This window comes from Marinobacter psychrophilus, from assembly GCF_001043175.1.
GTDB lineage: Bacteria > Pseudomonadota > Gammaproteobacteria > Pseudomonadales > Oleiphilaceae > Marinobacter > Marinobacter psychrophilus.
The window spans coordinates 2,658,331-2,681,499 of the sequence record NZ_CP011494.1; the positions used below are offsets into that span (position 1 = coordinate 2,658,331).

A 23,169-nucleotide genomic window follows, 5' to 3' on the forward strand; every position below is an offset into this window, starting at 1 on the left:
TTAAATCCGCCCCTGTGCTTCCCCGTTCGTTATCAGTCTGGATTGGTCGCCAGAATCTTTTTTAGAAAGTCCTGTGTGCGGGGGTCTTGCGGGTTCGAGAAGATCTCGCTGGGTGGCCCCTGTTCCACAATTCTGCCGCCATCGATAAAAATCACCCGGTCAGCGACATCTCGGGCAAAGGACATTTCGTGGGTGACCACCATCATGGTCTGGCGTTCCGAAGCCAGTTGTTTCATTAGCCCCAACACTTCTTCCACCCATTCTGGATCAAGAGATGAGGTGGGCTCATCAAACAGGATGACGTCAGCTCCGGTGGCCATGGCGCGGCCAATACCGACCCGTTGCTGCTGGCCACCGGACATCGAGGCAGGGTAGGCATCTGCTTTGTCCGCAAGGCCGATACGTTCGAGAATCTCCCGCGCGCGCTGGTAAGCCTTTTCTTTTGGCCACTTGTCGACCACCACCAACCGTTCAGCAACGTTTTCCAGTGCGGTTTTGTTAGCAAACAAAGCGTAATTTTGAAACACAAAGGCCGTTCGCCGTCGTAGTAAGAGGATTTCCGCCCGGCTTGCCCGGTTCACATCCACCGTAAGGTCGCCGACGGTGATTTCCCCCGCCGTGGGGTGTTCCAGAAAATTAATACAGCGCAGCAGCGTGGATTTGCCCGTTCCCGATGGGCCAATAATGACAATAATCTCGCCCTTTTTGATGGTCAGATCAATACCGTCGAGAACAACACTCTTGCCGAAGTGTTTACTGAGAGATTTAAGTTCAATCATCGGCTATAGGCCTTATTCAGGCGAATTTCCAGGTACTTTTGCAATTGTGAGAGTATCTCGACCACGACCCAATACATGACAGCGGCGACGATGAATGCCTCAAAATACAGAAAACTGCCAGAGGCTTCTTTCTGGGTCGCCCCCATCAGTTCGGTTACCCCGAGGGTAAACGCCAGCGAAGTAGCCTTGATCATGTCGATGAAGTAGTTCATCAGTGTGGGCAAGGCAACCCGGGTGGCTTGAGGCAGGATAATGCGCCGCATCAGTTGGCTATTGGTCATACCAATCGAGAGTGCGGCCTCGGTCTGGCTGCGATCCACCCCGATGATGGCGGCGCGGATCGATTCCGCCATGTACGCTGAAAAGTGCAGGGTCAGGCCCATGATGGTCGCGGTGACGCCGTCTATCACGGTTAACACACTGAACAATTGTGGCAGCCCGTAGTAAAACAAAAACAACTGAACCAGCAGCGGCGTACCCCGGAAAAACGAGATGAACACGATGGTCAGTTGATTGAGTACCGGGATGCCCAGCACCCGCACGACTGCGAACACGCAGGCAAGAATCAATGCCATTACCATGGCAGCCCCCGCCAGTTGCAGGGTAAGGGGCAGATAGCCAAGCAGAACAGGTACCAGTCCGAGCATGTACTCTACGTTCAGAACGTCCATAGGGTGTCCGGCCTTGTGGTGCCTATCATGGCTGGGTGATATCAGTGCCGAACCATTTTTCGGAAATGGATGCCAGGGTGCCGTTTTCCCGCAGCGCTTTCAGGGCCTGATTGACCTCGTCTCGCAGAGCTCGCCCTGTTTCTGTGTCTTGGAATGGATAGGCGTTGGTAATTTTTGAGAAGGGTTTACCAGCCAGTGCCAGCGGCAGGGGTTTGTCTTTGATGATCTGGCTGGCGCTGACCCGATCCATCACAAAGGCATCCACGCGTCCCAAGGCTGTGTCGCGTTCAATATTGCTCTCATAGGTTTTGATGTTGATCTGATCGGCATAAGGCAGTTCACGCAACAGTGTTTCGAAATTAGAGCCTAGGTTCACTGCAACCGTTTTGCCTTTCAGGTCTTCGACATCTTGAACCTCGGTGTTGCCTTGCTTGACCACCACTTGGGCACCGTCGTAAACGTAGGGTTCACTGAAAACATAGGCCTGCTGCCGTTCTTCGGTGATGGTGATCTGATTGGCAACAGTGTCGATACGCCCGGTTCCCAACAGACCAAACAGCCCCGAAAAGCTTGCAGTCTGGAAGATGATCTCGCGCCCCATCTCTTTGCCCAAGGCGTTCATGATATCTACCTCAAAGCCTTTGAGTTCGTCTTGTTCCACGAAGGTAAACGGGAAGTATTGCCCAGACATGCCAACTTTTATTGGGTTCTCCTGGGCCAGCAACTGAGGGCTGACGGTGAGCGATAAAACCATGAGCGTGTTGATTAGCGAAAATTTCATAGTGTCTCCTGAGCGTTTATGGGCTTTTAAGCCAATGACCACCCAGGCCTGAGCTGAATTTGAGTGCCTGGGATCATTTGTCTGTATTTCTGATCACTCATTTCAGAATATTGGGTGAATTATGAAGGTCCGCCAAATCCAAGAGCCAGGAAGAGTGAACTTGATACCTGGATTAAAAGACGTTTTACGGGACAAACTATACGTTGAATGATCGCTCAAAAATAGACGCAGTTAGGTTGCTGAGCAATCAAGACCTCTTCTTAATGGTCTAATCAAGACTTTCGGCATGATGACAGGGCCACAAGCGGTTACGGCTGAATCCCAGCAGGTGCATGAAGCTTTTGAAAAATTACAGGAACTGGTGCTGGCTAGCAGTTTCGATAACGATGAGACTGCGGTGGTGTGGCAAGGGATAGATATGGAAAGGTCAACCCGGGACAGATTTGAAATCTATCCCCTGATGCCCCGCTCGATCGGTAACTAAAGAATTAGGGAGTCTTTGTGAATATCATCAACAATGTGTTTGGGAGGTTCGATGAGGAGACACCTTCCGCGGCCTCAGCTGAGCAGTCAAAACCTGGTGCCACATCGACACTCAAGAGCGCCAACACAGGTTGGTTTTGACAACGGCAATTACAACTCTTCCGCATCATTCACGCCGTCATCGTCGTCGTATTCTTCCGCGCGGATTTCAAGCAGTTCTTCTTGGTAGTCGTTCACTTTTATGCTCCATTCTCTGTTTTTTACAGCATGGGGCGTGATTATTACCGGCTGATGACAGCAAACGGGAGTCAGATTATTGATATGGCTCAGAGCGCAGCAGGCTCACCGCCTCGCGCTTTTCGGTGAATCCATGCAAGGCCCAATAACGACAATCCCAGCCCCATAAACACTGCTACCCGCCAGAAACCTTCAAGACCTGACATGTCTATGAGGAAAATTTGTCCCGATCACCACACCCAGCAACGCCATACCGGTTTTATAAACCAGCGCCTGATGACTCTGCGCCGAACTGAGTGGGGAATAGATAATAGCGGCGATGGCGAATAGTATGCCGACCACCGAATAAGTGTACAGCTCGCCCTCCCTGATTCCAGACCACAGGACCATATCGCTGCCGTGACAGTAGCGGTAGTGCCAACCTTCTTCCGCCGCCAGGCGTTGGATAAAGGCCAGATCACTCTCCCTGTGCTGAACGCAGTATTCCCGGGTGTCGCCGCGGCACGTCAGTTGGAACGCTGCGGCAGGTATTCCGCGTTCCTGCAAAAGCGCGCTGGCAATGGACTCTGTGGTCTGGCCCTGAAAAATACGACTGTTGTACATCAACTCAAGGCGCCACAGAGGCGACTGCAGCACGATTTCATAACGGGTTCGGTGATGGCCGTTGTCACCAATGACAAAATCGCTGACTACGCCGGTAAAGCGCCGCAAAGGCTCGTTATGCTGCCATATCACCAGGTCAACCGATCGTTCCAGAACACTGCCGGGGTCAATGTCAGAATCGGTGCTGGCCAACTGCAGACGACCAAAAAATAGCTGCGACAAACTTTCTGTTAACTCAAAGCCAACAACCGAGAACACGTCTGAGGGAAGCTCACCAACTTGTGCGGTGAACTGCAGTCCATTTGCCTTGGACATATCTTCAATCCTTGGAGATATGTGTTTAGGTGAGGCTAGTCTATTTTGGTTAGGCTGCGCTGACGAGCGTGTCGCAAATCATGCATATGGGGACAGACTTCAAGTCTGTCCCCGGGAACCAGGTTGGATTTGGGGACGGATTTGAAATCCGTCCCTGGGAAACGACGTCTGTCCCCTAACGAAAAAATCCCAGATTGTTTCCAATCTGGGATTTTTAAATTTGGCGGAGCGGACGGGACTCGAACCCGCGACCCCCGGCGTGACAGGCCGGTATTCTAACCAACTGAACTACCGCTCCAAGCTGAAACCGTGTGTGCAATCTTTTCGGATTGCTCGGTGACAACGAGGGCGAATTATAGAGACACCCCACTTTATGTCAACGGTTTTTATGAATATTTTTTATTTTTTGGCATATAAGCTTCTGGCAACGCTGCCACAAAGCCTGCTCAATCAGCTTCGGGCCGGGCAACGACCGCCACCGGCAGCGTGAAGTAAAAACGGGTGCCACCGTCTATCGGGCGCTCAAAACCAATTTCACCACCTTGGGCGTGAATCAGCGATTGACAGGTGGTCAAGCCGATGCCCATGCCTTCGCTTTTGGTGGTGTAGAACGGCAGGAACAGCTTTTCCTCGGCGTCGTCTTGCAGACCAATGCCATGATCACGCACCTCGATGCGCACGAAGCCCTGTGCGGTGAGTGTTGCGCTCACCTCCACCGGTACCGCCGAATCAACACTGCGGGTAGCCTCCAGGCCGTTACGGATTAGATTAAGGGCTACCTGCTGAACCTGAATCGGATCTGCCAGCACGTCGGGCAGGTTTGGGGCCAGAGTCAGCTCTATTCCGCCCTCGTTATTACGCATATCGACTTCCGCGAACTGGCGGGTATCTTCGAGCAAAGCGGCGATAGCAACAATTTCTTTGCCGGTGGCTGGCTTTTTCATAAACCGGCGGATACGACGAATGATCTCACTGGCTCGGTGCGACTGTGCCTCTACTTTGTCCATGGTCTGCTGCAGCAGCACTAAATCCGGCTCTGCTTTGCTCACCAGGCGTTTGACCACGCGGGCGTAATTGGTAATAGCGGTCAGCGGCTGGTTCACTTCGTGGGCAAAACCTGCGGCCATTTCGCCCATGGTGGTCATGCGCGAGGTATGAGCAAGCTGGTCGCGCTGGTCCTGCACCGTGGCACGGGCTTCTTCCAGCGCCTGTTCGTTAGCCAATTCTTCGGTAATGTCGCGGAACACTACAACAGCGCCGTGCAACTCGTCAGCATCCTGCTTGGGCGAGGACCGATATTTTGCGCGAAATGCCGACCGGTCTACGCGCAACATTTGAATATCGCGCTGTGCTTCTGCAATGCCGTGGCGACAGGTGGCTTGAACCGGCAGGGGGTCCTCGCTATCGCCCATCGCTGCAAAATGCAGATCAAAAAAACATTGGCCAATCAGCTCTGCCACTGGAGCGTTCATAATCTGGCCGGCGGCAGGATTAGCAAATTCAATAATGCCGTTTTCGTCGAGGCCGTAAATGCCCTCGCTGATGGCATTAAGAATACGAGACTGATCACTTTGTAATTCACGGTTGCGCGCCTGAAGTTCGCGCTCGAGGCGAATAACCCGGGCGTGGGTTTTTACCCTCGCAATCACTTCTTGTGACTGAAACGGCTTGGAAATGTAGTCGGCGCCACCCAGCGAAAAACCTCTTACCTTAGCGCTCAGGTCATCAAGGGCTGACAAGAAAACCACCGCACAGTCGGCGGTGGCCGGGTCAGTTTTCAAGCGACGGCAAACTTCATAGCCATCCATTTCCGGCATCATAATGTCCAGCAGAATAACTTCTGGCTGATGACAATAGGCCAGTTCCAGCGCTTTCCCGCCTCCGTTGGCGATCAGCAGCCGATAGCCTTTGTCTTTCAAAGTCTCATACAGCACTTTCAGGTTCTGGGGATTGTCATCCACTAGCAGAACCGTTACCTCACGGTTGTCGATGACGGTATCAGTCATATGCAAGAAGCCGGTTACCAAAGTAACCGTATGATGCCGTTCGGATCATCGTGGGTCGATAAGGTTCTTTACTGACAGCACCATGCGGACCAAATGTGCCAGCGAGTGGGTGCCCATCTTGTGCATCACTCGGGAGCGGTGAATCTCTACCGTGCGTTGACTGATCTCCAGCTCTATGGCAATCACCTTGTTAGCCTGGCCAGCAATCATGCGATCCATAATTTCGTGTTCGCGAGGGGTCAAGCTTTTTACACGGCGCACAATTTCCTGCTTTTCACCCAGGCTTTTACGCTGCTGGCGGTCTTGAACCAGGGCGGCTTCGATCTTTTCCAACAGGGCTTCTTCGCGGTAGGGCTTCTGAATGAAGTCTATGGCGCCCTCTTTCATGGCATCTACCGCCATGGGAACGTCGCCGTGCCCTGTTACAAAGATAATTGGCAGAATCGAGTGTTTGTCGTTAAGTTTTTTCTGTAGCTCCATGCCATCCATACCCGGCATGCGGATATCCAGCACTATGCAGCCCGCCATGGCGTCAGAATAGCTTTTCAGAAACGCAGTAGCGCTGTCGTAGGTTTTTACCGGTTTGTCGTCTGACTGCAGCAGCAACTCCAGTGAATCGCGCACCGCTTCGTCGTCTTCAACCACGTATACCGTTTGTTGGATGTCCGTCATGGCGCTTTAATCTCCTGTCCGTTTTATAGTGCTGGTCAGTGAATGGACGGATCTTTGTTTTCATCCCGACTATGTTCCTGACGCTCGTGTTCACGCATTTTTTCAAACCGTTGCTGGATAATGCCAAAAACGGTGCCTTTAGGGTACCTGCCTTTGCTATCGGGTGTACCCGCTGGCGTACCCATCAGCATGGCTACAGCTTCCTCCACGTGGCTGACAGCGTAAACATGGAAGTCACCGGCTTTCACCGCAGCAACCACTTCGCTGTCTAGCATCAGGTTTTGTACGTTGCTGGCCGGCATAATGATTCCCTGGTTGCCGCTAAGGCCACCCTTAAGCTGGCATGTCGTGAAAAAGCCCTCTATTTTCTCGTTCACTCCACCAATCGGCTGCACTTCGCCAAACTGGTTAATAGAACCGGTAATGGCCAAATCCTGCCTGACCGGCAGCTGAGATATAGACGACACCAAAGCACACAACTCTGCTAAGGAGGCACTGTCGCCGTCTACTTCGCCATAATTTTGCTCAAATGTAAGGCTGGCCGACAGGTGCATCGGGTCGTCTACGGCAAACCGTGACGCCAGCCAGGACGTCAGAATCATCACACCTTTCGAGTGAATGCTGCCACCCAATTTTACGTCACGCTCAATATCAATGACGTCACCATCACCATAATAACTGCTAGCGGTAATGCGGTTCGACAAACCAAATTCGAAACCGCCGGTAGAAAGCACTGAAAGCGCATTAACCTGGCCAACGCAGCTGCCGCTCGTAGTCACCAAGGTGGTGCCATCGCGAATGGAGTCGTAAAAATGATCGCGAATACGGCTGTTGCGGTAACGGGCGCTCACCAAAGCACGCTCTACGTGCACATCCTGAATCTGTTTGGCCTCGGCTTGGCGCGCCCAGTAGTCTGACTCGCGCAGCAGGTTTGCGATGTCTGCGGCGTGCAACGACAGGCGATTCTGGTGCTCAGCCATGCGGGCACTTTGTTCAATCACTCGCGCCACGGCTTTATGGGTGCAGTGCAGCAGTTTTTTCTCGACCACCAGGCTGGCAATAAACTTGGCGTACGCCAGTTGGCTGTCGTCGTTACGATACATTTCGTCTTCGAAATCTGCGGTCACGCGGAACAGTTCTGAAAACTCGGGATCGTATTCCTGCAGCAGCATCCAGGTTTCACGGTCGCCGAACAGTACGATTTTCACGTCCAGTGGCACCGGCTCGGGCTCAATGGAGATGGTGCCAGACAGGGTCAGCTCGCGCTCCAGGGAGTTAATCTGGATACAATGAGACTGCAACGCACGCTTGAGGGCGTCCCAAGCGAACGGCTGCTCCAATACTTTTGTGGCGTCCATCAACAGATAACCGCCGTTGGCGCGATGCAAGCTGCCCGGGCGAATCAGCGAAAAGTCGGTAAACACCGTGCCTTTATAGGTAACGTTTTCAACGTAACCGAACAAGTTGTGATAAGTCGGGTTGTCTTCCACCTCTACTGGAATCTCTTTGGTTTTCTGATGTACCAGCAGATTCACCAAATAGCGCCGCGGCATTTTCTTATCCAGTGACGCGTAGGCAATCATGGCCTGCTCATCATCGTCATCCAGAAAAATCTCCAGATTCTCGGACAAATCTTTACGCACGGCTTCAATAAAACCGGCCACTTCTGGCAGGTCTTTGTAACGTTCTTTTAACTCATCAATCTGGTGACCGGTAACGCCTTCCAGAGTTTCCTGGTTTAGCGCTTGCAGTTTGTCAGCGTATTCCTGCTCCCAGTCGGCCAGTTTGCGCAGGGCGCGGCGCAGGCGTTTTTCGAGATTATTGACAATTTCTTCGAACTTTTCGCGTTGAGCGTCCGTCAGGGCCTTAAACGACTCGGCGGTATGAGCCTCATCACCACTCATAGCCACTAGCCGATAACCGCCCGGGGTGCTTATGGTCAAGCTGACTTTTTGACGCTTGGCCTGCTTCGCGACTTTTTCCAGCTCACCATCCTGAAGCGCGGTGTAATCGCTTTTCAACTTTTCAGCACGTTCCAAAAAACCATCGCTATCGAAGGTTTGCGGAATCACCTTCACCAGCCGGCTCATCAGTTTTTCCATATCGCGTTTTAGCTGCGTGCCCTGACCGGCCGGCAGTTTCAGCAGCTTTGGCACCCGCGGCTCTTCAAAGTCGGCCACGTAGCACCAATCGTGGGATTTCAGATTGGTGTCTTTATGGTGTTCCAGGTACCGCAGCATCATGGTGCGCTTACCCAGGCCATTGATACCGACCGCATACACGTTGTAACCACCGTGCGGCATAGCCAGCGCAAATCGCACCGCTTCCTGAGCACGATTCTGACCCACAATTTCAGCCAGGGGCTCTAGCTGGCGGGTGCTTTTAAATGGCAAATCTTTCAGAACACAGGCTTTATAGAGCTGATGCGAAGGCAATGACTTCAAGGTTTAATCCTGTAACAGTCGGAATACAAAGATGACTTACTGCACACGGCGGCAAGTCTGATTAAATAGTAGAGCTATTGTACATTTTTTAGAGGCGAGGGGCTGTTGCAAGCCGTTTAGATCAGACCGTTATCGAGACTGGCCGCAATGTACAATCCCAACTCTTCGCACTGCTGTTCAAACTCATCGGCGTAATTGCCGCGGCACAGCAGAGGCTCTTGCACCAGTTTCCAGCGCAGGCCGATGGTAATGCTGTCAATCGCACGGCGGGTGCCAGTACCATCATGGCCGGCCCTTATATAAAAGGTAAATGGCAAGCCTTGGGTTTTTTCCAAGCACGGATAATAACAGCGATCGAAAAAATCTTTCAACGCGCCGCTCATGTAACCCAGATTTTCGGTGGTGCCGAGAATAATAGCGTCGCAAGCCAGAACATCTTCGGGGCCAGCATCCAGCGGAGCAAGAACCGTTACATTAACGTTTTCAATATCGTTATGGTTAGCACCAGCGGCGACTGCGTTGCGCAATTTGAGGGTATTTGGCGAGGGAGCGTGGGCAACAATCAATAGCTGTTTGGCGCAGGGCTGTCCGACTTCTGACGTTTCAGAGTCTGAACCTTTAGAGTCTGACTTTTTAGAGCCTGGCATAGCCGGCCTCACATTTAGTGCTTGCCAGCGCACTGCATCAACAGTGCGCTGGCAAACTAACGGTCTTACAGTAGTTCGTCGCTAGCTGCTGCAGGCGCCACTGCAGCAGCCTTTCCTGCATTTTTCCCTGCATTCTTTCCTGCGTCTTTCCCCGCATCTTTCCCCGCGTCTTTTGCCGCGTCTTTTTTCTCTGGCTTGGGCATCAGCTTGTCGCGCACTTTGGTTTCAATTTCTTTCGCCATTTCCAGGTTTTCTTCTAGAAATTTGCAAGCATTGGCTTTGCCTTGGCCAATTTTATCACCGTTGTAGGCGTACCAGGCGCCAGCCTTATCTACAAAGCCTTCCTTTACACCCATGTCCACCACTTCGGCCATGCGGTAAATGCCCTTGCCGTACAAAATCTGGAATTCGGCCTGGCGGAACGGCGGTGCCACTTTGTTTTTAACCACTTTCACCCGGGTTTCGTTACCGGTGACTTCGTCGCCGTCTTTCACTGCGCCAATGCGACGGATATCCAGACGCACAGAGGCATAGAATTTCAACGCGTTGCCGCCGGTAGTAGTTTCGGGACTGCCGAACATCACACCTATTTTCATGCGAATCTGGTTGATAAAAATCAGCAGGACGTTGGCATTCTTGACGTTGCCATTCAGTTTGCGCAGAGCCTGTGACATCAGGCGGGCCTGAAGACCAACATGAGAGTCACCCATTTCGCCTTCAATTTCAGCTTTTGGCGTCAATGCGGCAACGGAGTCCACAATGATGACATCCACCGCGTTGGAGCGCACCAGCATGTCGCAGATTTCTAACGCCTGCTCACCGGTGTCGGGCTGGGAGACCAGCAGCTCATCAACGTTCACGCCCAGCTTTTCAGCATATTGAGGATCAAGGGCGTGCTCAGCATCAACAAAAGCACACGTTTTGCCCTGCTTCTGGGCTTCGGCAATAACCTGCAAAGTCAGCGTAGTTTTACCAGAGCTTTCAGGGCCGTAGATTTCACAAACCCGGCCATAAGGCAGGCCACCAATGCCAAGAGCAACGTCCAGACCAAGAGAACCGGTAGAAACGGACGGGATTGCCTCGCGGGGGTGGTCGCCCATCTTCATGATGGCGCCTTTACCAAACTGGCGTTCAATCTGGGTCAGAGCGGCGGATAAAGCTTTCTTGCGGTTGTCATCCATAGGTACGAACCTTCTTCAAAATGGTACGTTAGAATAATAGGCTGATAAGGTGCGCCGGTAATATGATGCGCCAAACTAAACTTGGGAACTGGTTGCCCCGGAAAATCACTGTATATTTAACCAGCATTAAACCACATTAGACAAAGCAGACCAACCCTTGTGTGGGGGATTTTTTAACCATTGCGGGTCAGATATCACTCGATAAGAAACGGCGCACACTTTCAATCGCAAAGATCACAGCCTGGCGCCGCACCTGGTCGCGATCGCCGTCAAAATACTTCAAACCGGTGCTGATATTTTCAGCGCTGCCCCAGGCGAACCACACCGCTCCTACCGGCTTGGCGTCGCTGCCACCGCCCGGCCCGGCAACGCCGCTTATTGAAATGGCGACGCTTGCACCCGACGCTCGCAGCGCTCCGGCGACCATCTGCCGCACCACCGGCTCGCTCACCGCGCCGTGTTCCGCCAGCGTCTGCTCACTGACACCCAGCAACGCGTGTTTAGCGTGGTTGCTGTAGGTAACCAGCCCACCCGTGACGTAAGCCGAAGATCCAGCTTGGTCGGTCATGGCCTTTGCCACCCAGCCGCCGGTGCAGCTTTCTGCAGTCACCAGCATGGCGCCGGCGCGGGTTAATACGCTTCCCAGCTCTATCGCCTGCTGGCGGATGTCTTCATCAGTGATCTCAGGCATGGTGACCTCATTTATAATCCACGTTTCATCCTGCGGTGTAATTTTCTACAATCCACCGCCCGTTCCTCAAAACAGCCATCGCGGATGTCCCATGTCAGCAGCACACACCGAAAGCTCAAAAATCACGCCCATGATGCAGCAATACCTGAAAATAAAGGGCCAACATCCCAACGAGCTGGTGTTCTACCGCATGGGAGATTTTTACGAGCTGTTTTATGACGACGCTAAAAAAGCCTCGGAACTGATGGATATCACCCTGACCGCCCGCGGCCAATCGGGGGGAAATCCGATCCCCATGGCGGGCATTCCGTACCATGCGGCTGAGGGTTACATTGCCCGCCTGGTGCGTGCAGGTCAATCTATTGCAATTTGTGAACAGATGGGTGATCCGGCCACCAGCAAAGGCCCTGTCGATCGCCAAGTGGTGCGCATTGTCACCCCCGGCACCCTGAGCGACGACGCTTACTTGGAAGACCGCCGTGACAACCTGCTGGTGGCGATTTATCACCATAAGCAGCACTTCGGTTTTTCCTCTCTGGATATTTCCAGTGGCCGCTTCGCAGTGTCAGAGCTGGACAGCCCTGAGGCCTTGCAAGGCGAACTGCAACGGCTGCGTCCGGCGGAGATTTTGATCAGCGAAGACTTTCCTTTTACCGATTTACTGGAAGGCTTTACCGGCATTCGTCGCCAGGGGCCCTGGCTGTTCGAACCCGACACCGCGCGACGGGTGATTACCCAGCAATTGCAGGTGCGCGACCTGACCGGTTTTGGCTGTGAAGATATGCACTTAGCCGTGTGCGCCGCCGGTTGCCTGCTGCAATACGCACGGGAAACCCAGCGCACCGCCCTGCCCCACATTCGCAAACTCAGCCGCGAACGCCGCGAAGACGCTGTCATTATGGACGCTGCCAGCCGTCGCAACCTGGAAATTGACACCAACCTTATGGGAGGCACCCAGTACACTTTGGCCTGGGTAATGGACCGCACTGCCACAGCCATGGGTGGGCGGCAGCTGAGGCGTTGGTTGAACCGTCCGCTACGCGATGTGGCGATGGTCCGTCAGCGCCAGCAGGCGGTCAGCGCACTATTGAAAGATTTTGACTATGAACCGATTCACAACCAGCTGAAATCCATCGGCGATATAGAACGCATTCTGGCGCGCGTGGCGCTGCGTTCGGCACGGCCCCGTGACCTGGCGCGGCTGCGGGATGCGTTTGCCGTGTTACCCGATTTGCAAAAATCTATGGCTGCGGTTGATTCCACCCACGTCAGCGAGCTTGCCACGGCTGTTGGCGAATATCCGCAGTTAGCGGATTTGCTGGGCCGGGCAATCATCGATAACCCACCGGTAGTGATTCGTGAAGGCGGGGTAATTGCAGACGGGTTTGACGCCGAACTGGACGACTTGCGCAACATCAGCGAAAACGCTGGCCAGTATCTGTTGGACGTAGAAACACGCGAAAAACAGCGTACTGGCATCAGCACCCTAAAAGTGGGCTACAACAGGGTACATGGCTATTACATTGAAATCAGCCGCTTACAATCGGCCCAGGCGCCTGCGGATTATATTCGCCGGCAAACCCTGAAAAACGCCGAGCGTTTTATTACCCCGGAACTAAAAGAGTTTGAAGACAAGGCTCTAAGCGCCAAAAGTCGTGCCTTGGCTCGGGAAAAAGCCCTGTGGGATGGGGTTCTGGAGACGGTCGCGGCAGAACTTGCACCGCTGCAAGATGCCGCTCAAGCGCTGGCCGAGCTGGACGTGCTAAGCAACTTTGCCGAGCGCGCCTCCAGTTTGCGCCTTTGTGCACCGCAGTTCAGCGATGAACCCGGCCTGCAGATTGAGGAAGGCCGGCACCCGGTGGTCGAGCAGCTATTAGACGATCCGTTCGTGCCTAACAATCTGCTGATAGACGCCAAACGCCGCATGCTGGTGATTACCGGCCCCAACATGGGCGGTAAATCCACCTATATGCGCCAGGTAGCACTGATCGCTTTACTGGCTTACACCGGCAGCTTTGTGCCTGCCGACAGCGCGGTGCTTGGGCCGGTAGACCGAATATTCACCCGCATGGGGTCGTCTGACGACATTGCCGGCGGGCGCTCCACGTTTATGGTGGAGATGACCGAAACCGCCAATATTCTGCACAACGCCACCAAACACAGCTTGGTGCTGATGGATGAGGTAGGCCGCGGCACCAGCACCTTTGATGGTTTGTCATTGGCCTGGGCCACGGCCGAATACTTAGCGCGGGACATTCTGTGCTACACGCTATTTGCCACCCACTATTTTGAGCTTACCCAGCTCGCGGATGAACTGGAGCACGCCGTTAACGTTCACCTGACAGCGACCGAGCACGATGACAGTATTGTGTTTCTGCACAACGTTCACGAAGGCCCCGCCAGCCAGAGCTACGGTTTGCAGGTGGCCAAACTGGCCGGCGTGCCGCTAGAGGTTATCCGCAATGCCAAAGCTCAGTTGGCGAATCTGGAAGGCGCCAGTGCAACGCTCGATGCAAAACGCCCAACCAACGGGTTACCGCACAAGGTGACGCGACGGGCGACGGCTATTGCGGAGTCAACTGCGTTTCAGGGGGATATGTTCGCCAGGCTAGAGCCCAGCGCGTTAGAGCTGGCGGTGAGCGCGCTCAACCTGGATGACATGACTCCGCGCCAGGCGCTCGAGCATCTGTATCAGCTGAAACAGCAACTTAAAACGTAGTGGCAGAAAAAGTGCGAATAAATTGATCTAAGTATAACGTTATAGAATACGGGTGCTTGCGACCGGAGTAGTGGCTCCCTACAATATCGCGCATCAAACTATAATCTTAGGAGCCCGCGTTCGAAGCTCCTGATGAGACAGACCTGCCAACCAGGAATATGAACATGACGTTTATCGTTACTGATAACTGCATCAAGTGCAAACACACCGACTGTGTGGAAGTTTGCCCGGTAGATTGCTTCTACGAGGGCCCGAACTTTTTGGTTATTGACCCTGACGAGTGCATCGACTGCGCCCTGTGCGAGCCTGAATGCCCGGTTGAGGCTATTTTCTCGGAAGACGAGCTGCCTGAAAACCAGAAAGTGTTTATCGAACTGAACGCAGATCTGGCCGGAAAATGGCCTAACATCACAGAGAAAAAAGAGGCAATGGTTGACGCTGAAAAATGGGACGGAGTACCAGACAAGCTGCAGTATCTGGAAAAGTAACTATTCATAAATAGTAAAACCGTTAACGTGTGCGAGATAGCAAACAGCCGGCTGACTGCCGGCTTTTTTGTGTCTGGTGATCGTGTTTTTTCAGACACAAAAAAGGGAGGCACCAAGGCCTCCCAAGGACACACATCGTTTTGCCGCAAGGGCCTTGTGACCCCGGTCGGCAGAATTCTTTAGCTTTTTGGTATGATTTCCGCCTGAACGATCACATCATCGGCACCCGGGGAGTCCGGATCCGGCGTGAAGCCCAGCAGCTTTGTGCGCTCAATCAGGAAGTAGAGCACCGCACCCGTGGCCAATCCCCAGCCCGCGCCATATACCGCAAGCACCACACCCATGGTGCCGGCAATGCCGCGTTCGGTGTTGTTCTCCAGTTGCTCCAGGCCCACCATCAAACAGATGTAACCGGTCAGCAGCAGGGTCAGCGACAGCGCGATGGGCAGCACCGGCTGAAAGAAGCTCACCAGCGGCAATACAAACAGCGCAATGAAACCGGTGATCCAGAAGGTACCGCCGCCGCTGTAGATAGAATCCATCGCATTGCGGCCATACTTGTAACGCTCGGCCATGGTGGCAGTAACAGCGGTCCAGATCGGGCCGGCCAAACCGGGGTAAGGGGCGAAGAAAGCGTGACCACCGTTACGGATAGCGGTGACCAGATGGACGCGGTCGATGCTGTTGTCAATGTCTTCGTCACGACGCAGGTGATCGACACGATTCATCAGTGACTGACCCACAACAATGTCACCAAAGGCAATTACGTAGGCAATCACCGCGGTCGGTATGGCGTACATAAATACGCTGGCATCCGGGAAACCGACGCTGAATGGCAGGTAGTTCCACAGCTCACCAAAATTGGGGGTGGTAATGCCCCACTTTACGTCCGGAACAGCATATTCGCCGGTGGCAAAGCCCACCAGAATCGCCACAATCATGCCCGGCACCATGCCGTAGTTGGCAATTTTGCGCGCAAACGAGTTGGTTTCAACAAAGCCTTTAAACGACACCGAGAACATCAGGTACAGACACACCAGCCCGCCTACAATCAGCGAAATAGGTGTGGTTGCCAAACGGCCACCGGCTTCGATCTCGCCCATCAGAGCAGCAATACCCGCACCGATAATAATGCCGCCTTTCATGGAGCGCGGTATGAAGTCGACGAGTTTGCTGCCAAGACGTGTCACGCCCAGAAACAGGAAGATGATAAACACCAGGAACTGCAGGGCGAACAACGCCTGAATGGCTTCAGGGCCGGGCTCATAATCGCTCAAGAACAGCAGCACCACGGGAATACCTGGTGTAATCCAGCCTGGAATCAGCGGCACACCCAACAGCGCCGGCAACATAAAACCAATGCCGCAGATAACCACATACGCCAGGGCAACGTCATACGGCACGCCCAAGTAGTTCTCAAGCAGTGGAATCATGGCCAAGCTGACCACGAACATAATCAGCGCTTGCGCCATTTCCGCAAATTCCCAGCGGTAATGCACAAACGGCAGGCGAATCTTGAAGGGGCCCGCCGGCCAGTAGGGTTGTTCTTCGCCATTCTTGCGATGGAACATTTGCATCTAACGTTTTCTCCAAATACCCGGCGAACCGGGTGTTAATGTTGTTTTTGTGTAAGCTCTTCTGTGAGCTCTTGTATAAGTCCTCGCAAGGCGCTTTCCAGCTACTCGATTTCCTTAGCCTGGTCGCGCAGCAGGAATTTCTGGACTTTACCGGTCGAGGTTTTTGGCAGGTCCGAAAACACCACGGTTTTCGGAACCTTAAAGCGAGCCATGTGCTTGCGGCAAAAGTCGATCATTTCTGCTTCGGTCACGTTGCCGGCGTCGGGCTTTAGGGTCACAAAGGCGCAGGGCGTTTCGCCCCACTTTTCATCCGGGCGGGCGACAACAGCCGCTTCCATAACCGCTGGGTGACGGTAAAGAACGTTTTCAATTTCAATGGTGGAAATGTTCTCGCCGCCGGAAATAATGATGTCTTTCAGGCGATCCTTGATTTCCATGTAACCGTCTTCGTGCCAAACAGCCAGGTCGCCGGTATGGAACCAGCCGCCGCGGAAGGCTTCTTCGGTCGCTTTCGGGTTTTTCAGGTAGCCCTTCATCACGGTGTTACCGCGCAGAAAGATTTCACCAATGGTTTTGCCGTCTTTCGGCGTCGGCTTCATGGTGCCCGAATCTGCGATCATGGTGCCGCCCAGAGTGTGGTAGCGAACGCCCTGGCGGGATTTGATGGCAGCGCGCTCTTCCAGTGGCAGATCGTTCCAACGATCTTTCCAGGCACAGACGGTCACCGGGCCGTATACTTCGGTCAGGCCGTAGGTGTGGGTCAACGCGATGCCCATTTCTTCAACTGCACCAATAACCTGGGCCGGAGGCGGAGCACCGGCAACCATAGCCTTCACAACGTGATCAATACCTGCCTTGGATGCAGGTGGCACGTTCAACAACGCGTTCAGCACAATCGGGGCGCCGCACATGTGGGTAACACGATGCTCGCGAATCAGCTGCAGAATTTTTTCCGGATCAACCCGGCGCAGGCACACGTGGGTGCCGGCCATGGCGGTAACGGTCCAGGGGAAACACCAGCCGTTACAATGGAACATCGGCAGGGTCCACAGGTACACCGGATGCATGGCCATAGACCATACCGCGGTATTACCCAATGAATTCAAGTAAGCCCCACGGTGGTGATACACCACACCTTTGGGGTTGCCGGTGGTGCCAGAGGTGTAGTTCAGGGAAATGGCGTCCCATTCATCCGTCGGCATATCCCATTGGTATTCGGGGTCGCCTTCTTGCAAAAAGGCTTCATAATCCAGATCGCTGACCTTGACGCCTTCACCGTATTCGGGGTCGTCTACATCAATTATCAGCGGCTTTTTATCCAGGCGGCTGACGGCGTCCAGAATGACTTCGCCAAATTCGCGATCAACGAGGATGACTTTGGCTTCTGCGTGTTCAAGCATGAAAGCAATCACTTCGGCATCGAGCCGAACGTTCAGGGCGTTCATTACCGCGCCGGTCATGGGCACACCAAAATGACACTCGACCATGGCTGGAATATTGGGCAGCATGACGGCGACGGTATCGCCTTTTTTGATGCCGCGGCCGACCAGCGCCGACGCCAGGCGCAAACAGCGCTCGTGGGTCTCGGCCCAGGTTCGGCGAATGGCACCGTGAATAATCGCAGGATAATCCGGATAAACACTGGCGGTGCGAGTAATAAAATCGATAGGTGTTTGAACGGCGTAATTGGCATCAACGGGCGTAAGGCCCTGATCGTAGATTGAAGTCATACTGTGTGGTCCTATAGGTAGGCATAAACGCTGTTTTTTTTGGTATATTCTGACGAATCACCAAATTATTTATAATTTACAGCTGAACAAATAGTATTGAATAGAAGTCTTACTATAAATTGCACCAATGTATTATAGTACAAATACTATAAAATTGACCGAATATCGAAGATCTCCTTGCCATGAACGCGAATTGCTTTGACTTATCAATGGGCTTTGCCGCCACCGATCCGCAACCACTGCTGATTGTTGACCACAAAAGTCGCACGCTGAGTATGAATCCGGCCATGAAAAACCTGGCCGAAGCGGATGACGAGTCGCCCAATACAGCTGACCATTCCGGCCCGATAGCCGATCCTCGACGTTTTTTGCCGGTGAACGTAGAAGAACTGGTGCGAGCCTGCCTGAATCAACAACGCCCTGTGGACAACGCAGAGGCGCGTTATAAGGGCCAAATTTACCTTTGGGCGCTGGTTCCTGACGTTGCTCAAAATCAGGTGTTGTTAAAATGTCGGGATGCAACCCGAGAGCTGGAACTGCAAGAACAGGCAGTGCGTTCCAACCGTTTGTACCGGCTGATCACCGAGAACACCACCGACCTGATTTCCCGCCACGCGCCGGATGGCCGTTTTATTGACGCTACGCCGGCGTCGTGGCGGCTGCTGGGCTACTGGCCGGAAGACCTACGCGGGCGCCTGCTGGAAGACCTGTTTCCCAGTGGCCAGCCACAAAAACACCTGATAGAAGCCCGCAACCGGCTCAGCGAAGATGGCTACGCTATTGTGACCGCGCAAATTGTGCACCGTGACGGCACCCCACGCTGGTTTGAAATTGCCAGCCGCGCCATTCGTGAAACCTACACAGGTGCAGTGGTAGAGGTGATCAGTGTATCCCGAGACATAAGCGCGCGGGTGGCGTCGGAAGAAAATAATCGCCGCCTGGCGAACGAACTGGCCCACACCGCACGGCTGGCCACTCTGGGTGAACTGGCCAGCAGCATTGCCCACGAAATGAATCAGCCGCTGGCGTCTATTGTAAATTTTGCCAGCGCCAGCCAGCGCTTTCTGAAAACCGCAGACACCCAGCCCTCTAACTTGACCCGGGTAGGCGACGGCCTGACGAAAGTGATTCACCACGCCAATCGCGCCTCGGAAGTCATTCGCCGGCTGCGGGCGTTTTTGCGCAAGGGCCGCAAACGTTCAGAACTGCTGGTGCTGAATCAGTTGGCCAGCAACGTTGCCCTTCTGTGCCAGTGGGAAGCCGACAAGCATCGAGTATCGGTCGTGTGCCGGCTGCCAGAAAGCAGCCCTAACCTGACCGCAGACCCGGTCCTGCTAGAACAGGTACTCATCAACCTGGTGCGTAACGCCATCGAAGCCAATGTGGAGGCCCGCGTTGATGCCAGCTCCGCATCGGCCATTACCCTCACCATTCGAGTGAACGATCTGGGCGAGACCCTGGTCGAAGTGACGGATCAAGGGCCGGGCTTGAACGCCGATGGCATCCGCCAGATGTTTCAACCATTTTACACCAGCAAGCCTGAAGGCCTGGGGCTGGGACTGTCCATGAGCCGTTCTATTGTTGAAGGTTTCGGCGGTTTTCTGGATGCTTACCCGGCGCCAACCGGCGGTTTAACGCTGGTTTGCCGGTTTCCACCACCGGCCTGTCAAAAATCTATTATGAGTCCACGGGAGGCACCCAATTGCCAATGACTGACCAGCCCACAGCCCAAACAACCTTGGTGTATGTCGTGGACGACGACGCAGGCATGCTGGAGTCCACGCAATGGCTACTGGAATCGGTGGGCCTGGCCGTGGAAGCCTACAGCGACGGCCGTAAATTTCTGGATTCCATGACCGCACAAAGCAACGGCTGCGTTGTGCTTGATATCCGCATGCCCGGGCTCGGAGGCCTGAACGTGCAGGAAGAGCTGCAAAAGCGTGGGTTAGCGCTGCCCATTATCTTTGTATCTGGCCACGCCGATGTGCCCATTGTGGTGCGCGCGTTCAAATCCGGCGCCTTTGATTTTATTGAGAAGCCCTTTAACGAACAGCTACTGCTAGACAGCGTGCAACAGGCACTGCAGGAGCGGCAACAGACCAGCCATCAACAGCAGGACAGCAGCCAGACCGCTGCGCTACTAGACACCCTCACCCGTCGCGAGCGGGATGTATTTTTGCCTTTAGCAAAAGGCTACACCAGCCGTGAAATTGCCGAACAGTTGGGGGTAGGCGTAAAAACCATCGACCTTTATCGTGCGCGGGTGATGAAACGGCTAGGGGCAGACAGGCTGCCAGACGTCACGGGCATCGCTCTTGCCGCAGGTTTGGTTGACGCGCTGGATTTGCGCAACAAACGCTAACTGGCAATATAATCGCTAAATCGACCGCGCCTGTACTTCGTGGGCAAGCGCGCCAAGCCTTACAACAGCGTGGTCGATTCGGTCACTCCATGGGTTGCCACAGTTTATTCGCAGGCAAGATTCAAACTTGTTTGAAATAGAGAACATCAAGCCCGGTGCAACATTGATGTTCTCTACCCTGGCAAGCTGATAGACCAGTGTGCCGGAAACTCCAGGCGGCAGTTGAACCCAAAGCACAAAGCCGCCTTGGGGCCGGCTTATGGCTGTACCTTCGGGAAATGATCGAGCAACCGCTGTACGCATTCGTTCCGTAGCTTGGCGATAATTCTGTCGCGCAAAACGCAGATAACGATCATAACCGCCCTGTTCAAGAAAATGCGCAACGGCCATTTGTGGGATAGAAGACGTCGCCAGATTCGAGAAATATTTGTGTTGCCTGGCGTTCGCCATATAGCGCCCGGGCAACATCCAGCCCACTCTCAATCCTGGCGAAATGGTTTTTGATACGGAGCTGCAGTAAATTACATTACCTGTGTGGTCAAAGGCCCTCGCGGGTTTCGGTCTTTCACCGGAATGGTACAAGTCGCCATAAATGTCATCTTCAATCAATGGTACGCCCGCAACGGCAAGCATTGAAACCAGCTGTTGTTTGCGCTCATCCGACATTCTGGCGCCCATTGGATTGCTGTGATTACACACCACCACACAAGCTTTGACAGGCCACTGTTCCAGGGCCAACTCCAAACCCTCAAGACTGAGGCCTTCCGCGGTATGAGTGGGGATCTCCAGCGCTCTCAGCCCAACAACTTCTAGCGCTTGAAGAATTCCGGGAAACGACGGTGACTCAACCGCGACGATGTCTCCGGGTTGGGTCACCGCCCTAAGACCAAGAATGATTGCTTCCTGCGCTCCGTTGGTGACGAGCACGTCCTCAGGAGTGATCGGCACGCCTATCGTCGCCATACGCTGAGCGATTTGTCGGCGTAATGGTTCCTTGCCGGGAAAAGCATATTCCAGTGTTTCAATGCCACGTCGTGCCGCCCAGAGTGCGCTTTGCTGAATCTGGCGAAAGGGCAGAAAATCCGCATGAGGAATGGCTCCAGAAAGGGGCACCATGCGTTTTTGCTCGTCAGCGCACAATTCCACGGTCATTTCCCGTGCATTAACAGGAACGGGACGGCTCCGATCGGTTTGCATGACGGGTTCCGGAGCATCCCGCAGCGGCAAGCGTGCAAAGTAGCCGCTGCGCTCGCGAGCCTGAACATAACCGCGGGCCTCAAGCGTCTGGTGCGCGTGCAATATCGTCGAAACGCTGACGCCAAACTGCCGGCTTAGTGCCCTGACACCGGGCAGCCGATCGCCATCCCGAAAGACCCCATCCTGAACCTGAGCCTGAAGCCTGTCTGCTACCTCGTTATAAAGAGCGCCCATCCTGTTTGCCTCGTTAAACCAAAAAGATTATAGCCTTTAAGCAGACGTTGACTTTATTTCAACAGACCGGCGGCAAAACGGAACATCACAGATGCCACTGAAAATTGCAGTACAGAAAACCGAAAATACAATCTGTACCGGTTCAAAACCAGGTTATCTGATTCTGTTTTGGAATTTGGTATGGGCGGAAAATAGCAATACCGTAACGAGAAGAAGGAATTTGATCATGGGTATAACCAACAATCCCGCGTTCAGCGCAAGTCAAAATAACCTTTTTGGTTTCAGGCCGCCATCTGTGAAACTTGCTGCAAAACATCCTGATCAAACCCGTAAGGATTTGGCAATACTAGGTCTATCTGTTTGCCAGTGCGAGTCAAAACACTGGATGGTAACGCATCGCGCTACCCTGCCCGAGCTGCACTTTTACAGTGAGTGGGAATTAACGCAGTTTGCCAACCACAAGGCATACCAATACGCCAATCAACCATCAACGGAGAACACATGACACGCTATCCCATTTATCAGGTAGACGCGTTTACCAGCGAAATTTTCAAAGGTAACCCGGCCGCGGTCATGCCCTTAAAGGCGTGGCTTCCCGACGAGGTTCTTCAGGCTCTTGCCGCCGAGAACAACTTGTCAGAAACGGCCTTTTTTATTCCTGAGCCAGAGGCTAGTGAAGCAGACTTCCATATTCGCTGGTTCACGCCAGAAATCGAAGTTCCGCTGTGCGGTCACGCTACGCTGGCGAGCGCCTGGGTTATTTTCAACAAACTGGGTTGGACTTCGGACCGGATTCGCCTGCGCTCTAAAAGCGGTCCGCTTGGCGTGCACAAGCAATCCGACGGTTGGCTGGTTTTGGACTTCCCAAACCTTGCGGTTACCGAACAATCTACACCCAGCATCATTCTTGAAGCTTTGGCGGGTGCGCCGACTACAATTTTTTACGTCGCCAAAGACACCAACTACATGCTGGTGTTAGAAAATGAAGCTGCGGTAAAAGCAACACAACCCGACATGCAGAAAATTAAACAGCTTAAGAGCTTGGGGTTGATAGTCACCGCGCCCGGAACTGATTCGGACTTTGTTAGTCGTTACTTTGTGCCGTGCGCCGGTATTAACGAAGACCCTGTGACGGGCTCTATACACAGTGCGCTGGTACCGTATTGGGCAGAAAAATTGGGCAAGAAAGTTCTGGAAGCGCGTCAGCTGTCTGCACGTGGTGGTCTGCTGCGCTGTGAATTGAAGGGAGAACGGGTAGCCATTGCCGGCCAAGCAGCGTTTTACATGGAAGGCACCGTATACCTTCAATAGGGCTGGTATACTCTGTGCCCACATTTTTAGCGGCAGACGGT

Annotated in this window: 20 protein-coding genes, 1 tRNA gene and 1 pseudogene; 7 read left to right on the top strand and 15 right to left on the bottom strand. The window is 53.6% G+C overall.

The window, feature by feature from the left end; genetic code table 11:
- Positions 1–32: 32 nt before the first annotated feature.
- The 3 genes from ABA45_RS11940 to ABA45_RS11950 are packed head-to-tail and all read right to left on the bottom strand — an operon-like array spanning position 33 to position 2,231.
- The gene (locus tag ABA45_RS11940; RefSeq protein ID WP_048386388.1) at positions 33–779 is read right to left on the bottom strand and encodes an amino acid ABC transporter ATP-binding protein; all 747 of its coding nucleotides are present in this window, start codon (positions 777–779) and stop codon (positions 33–35) included.
- Positions 776–1,450 carry an amino acid ABC transporter permease gene (locus tag ABA45_RS11945; protein WP_048386390.1) on the bottom strand — a complete coding sequence of 225 codons (675 nt, stop codon included), beginning with the start codon at positions 1,448–1,450 and terminating at the stop codon, positions 776–778. Before ABA45_RS11945 ends, ABA45_RS11940 begins: the two co-directional genes overlap by 4 nt.
- Positions 1,451–1,475: 25 nt before the next feature.
- Positions 1,476–2,231 carry an amino acid ABC transporter substrate-binding protein gene (locus ABA45_RS11950; RefSeq protein ID WP_048386392.1) on the bottom strand — a complete coding sequence of 252 codons (756 nt, stop codon included), beginning with the start codon at positions 2,229–2,231 and terminating at the stop codon, positions 1,476–1,478.
- A 286-nt stretch (positions 2,232–2,517) separates the two neighbouring features.
- Between ABA45_RS11950 and ABA45_RS11955 the strand changes: the two genes are divergently transcribed.
- Complete coding sequence (locus ABA45_RS11955; protein WP_048386394.1) at positions 2,518–2,715, top strand: hypothetical protein; 198 nt, start codon at positions 2,518–2,520, stop codon at positions 2,713–2,715.
- Between the two features lie 325 nt (positions 2,716–3,040).
- On the opposite strand, the gene ABA45_RS19415 is transcribed toward ABA45_RS11955, so the two are convergent.
- From ABA45_RS19415 to ABA45_RS11995, 9 genes and pseudogenes are all read right to left on the bottom strand, one after another.
- A complete protein-coding gene (locus tag ABA45_RS19415) occupies positions 3,041–3,157 on the bottom strand; it encodes a hypothetical protein (RefSeq protein WP_227506024.1) in 117 nt (38 codons plus the stop codon).
- A gap of 187 nt (positions 3,158–3,344) precedes the next feature.
- A pseudogene (locus tag ABA45_RS19420) lies at positions 3,345–3,869 on the bottom strand (contractile injection system protein, VgrG/Pvc8 family); the annotation flags it as partial.
- Positions 3,870–4,090: 221 nt separating this feature from the next.
- Positions 4,091–4,167, bottom strand: a tRNA-Asp gene (locus ABA45_RS11965).
- 148 nt (positions 4,168–4,315) lie between these two features.
- Positions 4,316–5,875, bottom strand: a complete 1,560-nt coding sequence (locus ABA45_RS11970; RefSeq protein ID WP_048386398.1) for an ATP-binding response regulator — start codon at positions 5,873–5,875, stop codon at positions 4,316–4,318.
- A gap of 45 nt (positions 5,876–5,920) precedes the next feature.
- Positions 5,921–6,547, bottom strand: a complete 627-nt coding sequence (fixJ, locus tag ABA45_RS11975; protein WP_014871838.1) for a response regulator FixJ — start codon at positions 6,545–6,547, stop codon at positions 5,921–5,923.
- A 35-nt stretch (positions 6,548–6,582) separates the two neighbouring features.
- Complete coding sequence (locus tag ABA45_RS11980; RefSeq protein ID WP_048386400.1) at positions 6,583–8,991, bottom strand: Lon protease family protein; 2,409 nt, start codon at positions 8,989–8,991, stop codon at positions 6,583–6,585.
- Between the two features lie 116 nt (positions 8,992–9,107).
- Entirely contained in the window at positions 9,108–9,638 is a 531-nt protein-coding gene (locus ABA45_RS11985) for a flavodoxin family protein (RefSeq protein ID WP_048386402.1), read from the bottom strand.
- Between the two features lie 65 nt (positions 9,639–9,703).
- The gene (gene recA, locus ABA45_RS11990) at positions 9,704–10,819 is read right to left on the bottom strand and encodes a recombinase RecA (protein WP_048386404.1); all 1,116 of its coding nucleotides are present in this window, start codon (positions 10,817–10,819) and stop codon (positions 9,704–9,706) included.
- Positions 10,820–11,006: 187 nt separating this feature from the next.
- Positions 11,007–11,510: a nicotinamide-nucleotide amidohydrolase family protein gene (locus ABA45_RS11995; protein WP_048386406.1), complete on the bottom strand. Its 504-nt coding sequence runs from the start codon at positions 11,508–11,510 to the stop codon at positions 11,007–11,009.
- A 91-nt stretch (positions 11,511–11,601) separates the two neighbouring features.
- Here ABA45_RS11995 and mutS point away from each other — a divergent pair, with 91 nt between their 5' ends.
- Positions 11,602–14,229, top strand: coding sequence for a DNA mismatch repair protein MutS (mutS, locus tag ABA45_RS12000; RefSeq protein ID WP_048386408.1), 2,628 nt, complete (start codon positions 11,602–11,604; stop codon positions 14,227–14,229).
- A 164-nt stretch (positions 14,230–14,393) separates the two neighbouring features.
- Positions 14,394–14,717 (top strand): ferredoxin FdxA, encoded by a 324-nt coding sequence (fdxA, locus tag ABA45_RS12005; protein WP_048386410.1) that lies wholly within the window; start codon positions 14,394–14,396, stop codon positions 14,715–14,717.
- Between the two features lie 179 nt (positions 14,718–14,896).
- On the opposite strand, the gene ABA45_RS12010 is transcribed toward fdxA, so the two are convergent.
- Positions 14,897–16,294 (bottom strand): solute carrier family 23 protein, encoded by a 1,398-nt coding sequence (locus tag ABA45_RS12010; protein ID WP_048386412.1) that lies wholly within the window; start codon positions 16,292–16,294, stop codon positions 14,897–14,899.
- 101 nt (positions 16,295–16,395) lie between these two features.
- The gene (locus tag ABA45_RS12015; protein WP_048386414.1) at positions 16,396–18,024 is read right to left on the bottom strand and encodes an acyl-CoA synthetase; all 1,629 of its coding nucleotides are present in this window, start codon (positions 18,022–18,024) and stop codon (positions 16,396–16,398) included.
- A 182-nt stretch (positions 18,025–18,206) separates the two neighbouring features.
- Here ABA45_RS12015 and ABA45_RS12020 point away from each other — a divergent pair, with 182 nt between their 5' ends.
- Together ABA45_RS12020 and ABA45_RS12025 are read left to right on the top strand one after the other, a co-directional pair.
- Positions 18,207–19,736: a sensor histidine kinase gene (locus tag ABA45_RS12020; RefSeq protein WP_048386418.1), complete on the top strand. Its 1,530-nt coding sequence runs from the start codon at positions 18,207–18,209 to the stop codon at positions 19,734–19,736.
- The gene (locus ABA45_RS12025) at positions 19,733–20,386 is read left to right on the top strand and encodes a response regulator transcription factor (RefSeq protein ID WP_048386420.1); all 654 of its coding nucleotides are present in this window, start codon (positions 19,733–19,735) and stop codon (positions 20,384–20,386) included. The genes ABA45_RS12020 and ABA45_RS12025 overlap by 4 nt, the downstream gene beginning before the upstream one ends.
- 15 nt (positions 20,387–20,401) lie before the next feature.
- Here the strand turns inward: ABA45_RS12025 and ABA45_RS12030 are convergent, their stop codons facing one another.
- Entirely contained in the window at positions 20,402–21,817 is a 1,416-nt protein-coding gene (locus ABA45_RS12030) for an aminotransferase-like domain-containing protein (RefSeq protein WP_048386422.1), read from the bottom strand.
- Between the two features lie 91 nt (positions 21,818–21,908).
- Here ABA45_RS12030 and ABA45_RS12035 point away from each other — a divergent pair, with 91 nt between their 5' ends.
- Together ABA45_RS12035 and ABA45_RS12040 are read left to right on the top strand one after the other, a co-directional pair.
- The gene (locus ABA45_RS12035) at positions 21,909–22,322 is read left to right on the top strand and encodes a hypothetical protein (RefSeq protein WP_048386424.1); all 414 of its coding nucleotides are present in this window, start codon (positions 21,909–21,911) and stop codon (positions 22,320–22,322) included.
- Positions 22,319–23,128 (top strand): PhzF family phenazine biosynthesis protein, encoded by an 810-nt coding sequence (locus ABA45_RS12040; protein ID WP_048386426.1) that lies wholly within the window; start codon positions 22,319–22,321, stop codon positions 23,126–23,128. The genes ABA45_RS12035 and ABA45_RS12040 overlap by 4 nt, the downstream gene beginning before the upstream one ends.
- Positions 23,129–23,169: the final 41 nt, after the last annotated feature.

Excerpts from the sequence above, each read along its gene's own strand:
- ABA45_RS19415 (WP_227506024.1), bottom strand. The coding sequence starts at position 3,157 with ATGTCAGGTCTTGAAGGTTTCTGGCGGGTAGCAGTGTTTATGGGGCTG.
- ABA45_RS12010 (WP_048386412.1), bottom strand. The coding sequence starts at position 16,294 with ATGCAAATGTTCCATCGCAAGAATGGCGAAGAACAACCCTACTGGCCG.
- ABA45_RS12035 (WP_048386424.1), top strand. The coding sequence starts at position 21,909 with ATGCCACTGAAAATTGCAGTACAGAAAACCGAAAATACAATCTGTACC.
- ABA45_RS12025 (WP_048386420.1), top strand. The coding sequence starts at position 19,733 with ATGACTGACCAGCCCACAGCCCAAACAACCTTGGTGTATGTCGTGGAC.
- ABA45_RS12040 (WP_048386426.1), top strand. The coding sequence starts at position 22,319 with ATGACACGCTATCCCATTTATCAGGTAGACGCGTTTACCAGCGAAATT.
- ABA45_RS11950 (WP_048386392.1), bottom strand. The coding sequence starts at position 2,231 with ATGAAATTTTCGCTAATCAACACGCTCATGGTTTTATCGCTCACCGTC.
- mutS (WP_048386408.1), top strand. The coding sequence starts at position 11,602 with ATGTCAGCAGCACACACCGAAAGCTCAAAAATCACGCCCATGATGCAG.
- ABA45_RS11985 (WP_048386402.1), bottom strand. The coding sequence starts at position 9,638 with ATGCCAGGCTCTAAAAAGTCAGACTCTAAAGGTTCAGACTCTGAAACG.
- ABA45_RS11995 (WP_048386406.1), bottom strand. The coding sequence starts at position 11,510 with ATGCCTGAGATCACTGATGAAGACATCCGCCAGCAGGCGATAGAGCTG.
- ABA45_RS12020 (WP_048386418.1), top strand. The coding sequence starts at position 18,207 with ATGAACGCGAATTGCTTTGACTTATCAATGGGCTTTGCCGCCACCGAT.
- ABA45_RS11945 (WP_048386390.1), bottom strand. The coding sequence starts at position 1,450 with ATGGACGTTCTGAACGTAGAGTACATGCTCGGACTGGTACCTGTTCTG.
- ABA45_RS11970 (WP_048386398.1), bottom strand. The coding sequence starts at position 5,875 with ATGACTGATACCGTCATCGACAACCGTGAGGTAACGGTTCTGCTAGTG.
- ABA45_RS11940 (WP_048386388.1), bottom strand. The coding sequence starts at position 779 with ATGATTGAACTTAAATCTCTCAGTAAACACTTCGGCAAGAGTGTTGTT.
- ABA45_RS12015 (WP_048386414.1), bottom strand. The coding sequence starts at position 18,024 with ATGACTTCAATCTACGATCAGGGCCTTACGCCCGTTGATGCCAATTAC.
- ABA45_RS11955 (WP_048386394.1), top strand. The coding sequence starts at position 2,518 with ATGATGACAGGGCCACAAGCGGTTACGGCTGAATCCCAGCAGGTGCAT.
- ABA45_RS12030 (WP_048386422.1), bottom strand. The coding sequence starts at position 21,817 with ATGGGCGCTCTTTATAACGAGGTAGCAGACAGGCTTCAGGCTCAGGTT.
- fixJ (WP_014871838.1), bottom strand. The coding sequence starts at position 6,547 with ATGACGGACATCCAACAAACGGTATACGTGGTTGAAGACGACGAAGCG.
- recA (WP_048386404.1), bottom strand. The coding sequence starts at position 10,819 with ATGGATGACAACCGCAAGAAAGCTTTATCCGCCGCTCTGACCCAGATT.
- fdxA (WP_048386410.1), top strand. The coding sequence starts at position 14,394 with ATGACGTTTATCGTTACTGATAACTGCATCAAGTGCAAACACACCGAC.